2 protein-coding genes are annotated in these 2,767 nt (G+C 73.5%); one reads left to right on the forward strand and one right to left on the reverse strand.

Annotated features, from left to right (window positions below; translation table 11 throughout):
- A partial coding sequence (locus tag MXD58_RS28220; RefSeq protein WP_250611205.1) for a condensation domain-containing protein occupies positions 1-1,116 on the reverse strand: 1,116 nt, incomplete at its 3' end.
- Positions 1,117-1,660: 544 nt separating this feature from the next.
- On the opposite strand from MXD58_RS28220, the gene MXD58_RS28225 reads away from it, so the two are divergent.
- Positions 1,661-2,311 carry a hypothetical protein gene (locus tag MXD58_RS28225; protein WP_248838917.1) on the forward strand — a complete coding sequence of 217 codons (651 nt, stop codon included), beginning with the start codon at positions 1,661-1,663 and terminating at the stop codon, positions 2,309-2,311.
- The last annotated feature ends 456 nt before the right edge of the window (positions 2,312-2,767 follow it).

A 2,767-nucleotide genomic window follows, 5' to 3' on the forward strand; every position in this document is an offset into this window, starting at 1 on the left:
GGCCAGCCCGTCGTACCGGCCGATGTTGCTCACCGCCGCGGTCGGCGCGAGCACCGCGCGCCCGGCGGACACCCCGACCCGCAGCAGCGTGCTGCGCCAGGGGCCCGGCACGAACCGCGCGGCGGCCACCCCGAGGGCCCCGGACAGCCCGCTCACCGCCACCGGCACCGTCTGCTTGGCCGCCACGGTCTGGTCGACGATGCGGGTCGCGAGGCGGACCGCGTCCGACCGGTCGTCCGCGTCCGAGACGATGATCGTCTGACCGGTGTGGTTGCCGTTGGTCTCGCCGGGTTCGAGGAACGCCGACGGCGGGACCGACCGGTCGGCCGCCAGCGCGGGGCCGATGTCCATCGGCATCCGGACCGACAACCGTCCGGAGATCCCGCCGCGGCGGGCGTTCCAGCGGTCGACCGCGAGGTGCGCGGCCGCCAGCAGGAGGTCGTTGACGGTCATGCGGCGGCCGTCCGGCAGCGTACGGCCGCCGGTGGGCAGCGGCAGCGACATCGGGTGGAAGCCGAAACCCTCACCACGCTCGACGGCCAGCGGGGTGATGAACCGACCCGAGCGGCGGACCAGCGTGGACCACCCCGGCGCGCCGACGGTGCGGACCAGCGAGGACATGCCCGCCGGCATCCCGCGGCGGGCACCCTCGGGCTCGTCGTCGCCGCCCGGCCGGGTCTCCCGGGACAACCGCCGATAGTCCTCGATGATCTCCGTGACCAGTGCGGTGAGCCGCAGCCCATCCAGGGCCAGATGGTGCGCGACGACGCAGATCTGATCGCCGCCGGGTCGGCGGACCAGCGCGATCCGCAATGGCGGGTAGCGGTGCAGATCGAACGGCATCGAGGAGAGGATCTCCTGAATTCGCCAGCCGTCGGTGCCGTCGTCGATGAACCCGACCGGATCCCCCGCCGGCTCCACGGAGAACCGCCACGCGTGCTGCCGTGAGCCGTAGAGCACCGCCCGGGCCATCGGGTGGCGGCGGATCACCGCCCAGGCGGCGGCCCGCAACCGGGACGGATCCAGCCGCCCGTCGGTCTGGAGGAACAAACCGCAGGTCAGCGGCGCGCTCGCCCGGTCCGATGCGGCGAGGATCTGCTCACCGGGGGTCAACACCCGATCGGGTATCGGCGACGCCTGCGCATCGCCCTCGTGAGCCCATCCCATTGTCGTTGGCCGGCCTCTCTGCCGAAGTTCCTGCGATTTCACCGGTAGACACGCCGATGAGAAGCCAGCCAAGCCTAACTTCCGGAATCGCGCTGATCGCGAGAGAGGTAACGGCGTGAGGGCTTCGTGGGCCTGCGCCAAGCCAGGATCCCACTCCTGTCAGCGCCCTCGGAGATCCAGGGAAACCGCCCGTCAGCCATTGTCGCCGGTCCGTCGGCGGCACCCCACCAGAGTCACTCTGTTAAGACACGGAAAGTTAGGTGACTGCGCGGGGGCGCCGGCACCCGAGACCGGGTGACCATTCACCACCGACTAGCTACCCCACGGCGGGCCGCCGGCTACCGATCACTCAAAGTTACCATCTGGTTATCGGAACGTTGAACTGAGATGATGGTCACATGATCTTAGGTGAGACCGCTCTTCCACGCGGCGTGGTCACAACGCCGGTTCGGGGCGGTGTCCGGGCCAGTGTCGACCACCGCCGAGCACAGGTGTGAACGGCCGCCGACGGTCCCGGGCGGACCGCCTCGAACTCGCCGACCTGGTCTGTCTCACCGGTGGCGCCCCCGCCGGCGACGATCCGGCCGGAGACTACGCCGAGCTACCCCTGCCGACCGACCGCGACATCGCGATCGTCGAGCTGCTGCGCAAGGCCCGGCGGACGGGCGGCGTGGACCAGCTCCCCGAGTTCCTCCGGCCGGCCGTCGAATCGGCGATCCTGCGCACGTTCGCCCTGCGAATGGCCTCGTTCGCCGCCCAGCGCGGCGACCCGGACCTGTTCCGGCTGGGCCTGCTCGCGGTCGCGGTGGCGAGCCTGCGCAGCGCGGACCGCCAGGCCGATCTGGGTGTCCTCGCCCCGCTGTGGCACGCGGCGGGCAGGCTGGGCCTCGCGCCGGCCGCGGAGTTCGCCGCCGCCGGCTGCGAGGTCCCCGACGCCTCGACCCTGCTGGCGGACCGCCGTGCCCACCCGGTCGACCTGGCGGGCTTGGCCGAGGCGGGCTATCAGATCAGCGTCGACGCGGACGGCCCGCGCTATGTCAGCATCGACTGTGCACCGGCCCCGGCGTCCCGGCGCACGCGAACATCGGCCCGGCTGGCCGGGCGATGGAAGTTCCCGCCCGCGCGCCGACGTCGGCCCTCCTGAATCTGGCTGGCGTCCCCACGGCCGCCTGAGCCGTCACGGCGGGCGGAGCCGCCATGGCCGACGGAGCCCTGCGGACCGGTAGTACCCCGCGGACCTTGTGGGCCAGGCGGGCCGCCGCCCGGGCCGGCGGATCCGCCCGGGCGGTCGGGGCCATCCGGGGAGCCGTCCGGGACCTCGGAGCCGGCGACCGCCTGCGGCCCACGCCAGCTCGCGGCCGCCAGCGCGGCGAGGACCGCGCCGAGCGCGACGGCCCCGAAGGCCTGCACCCAGGGACTGAACGCCCCCTGCCCGCTGCCGGGAGCGCTGCCCGCTTGGGCCGCCACCCCGATGCCGGCGCCCAGCATGGCCAGCCCGGCCGCCCAGGCGGGCACGGCGGGCCATCGCCGTCCAGCCCAGACCAGCACCGGCACGCACAGCGCGACAGGACCGGCGACGAGCACGACCGCGACCACCCCG

It is taken from the genome of Frankia sp. AgKG'84/4 (assembly GCF_023242965.2).
GTDB lineage: Bacteria > Actinomycetota > Actinomycetes > Frankiales > Frankiaceae > Frankia.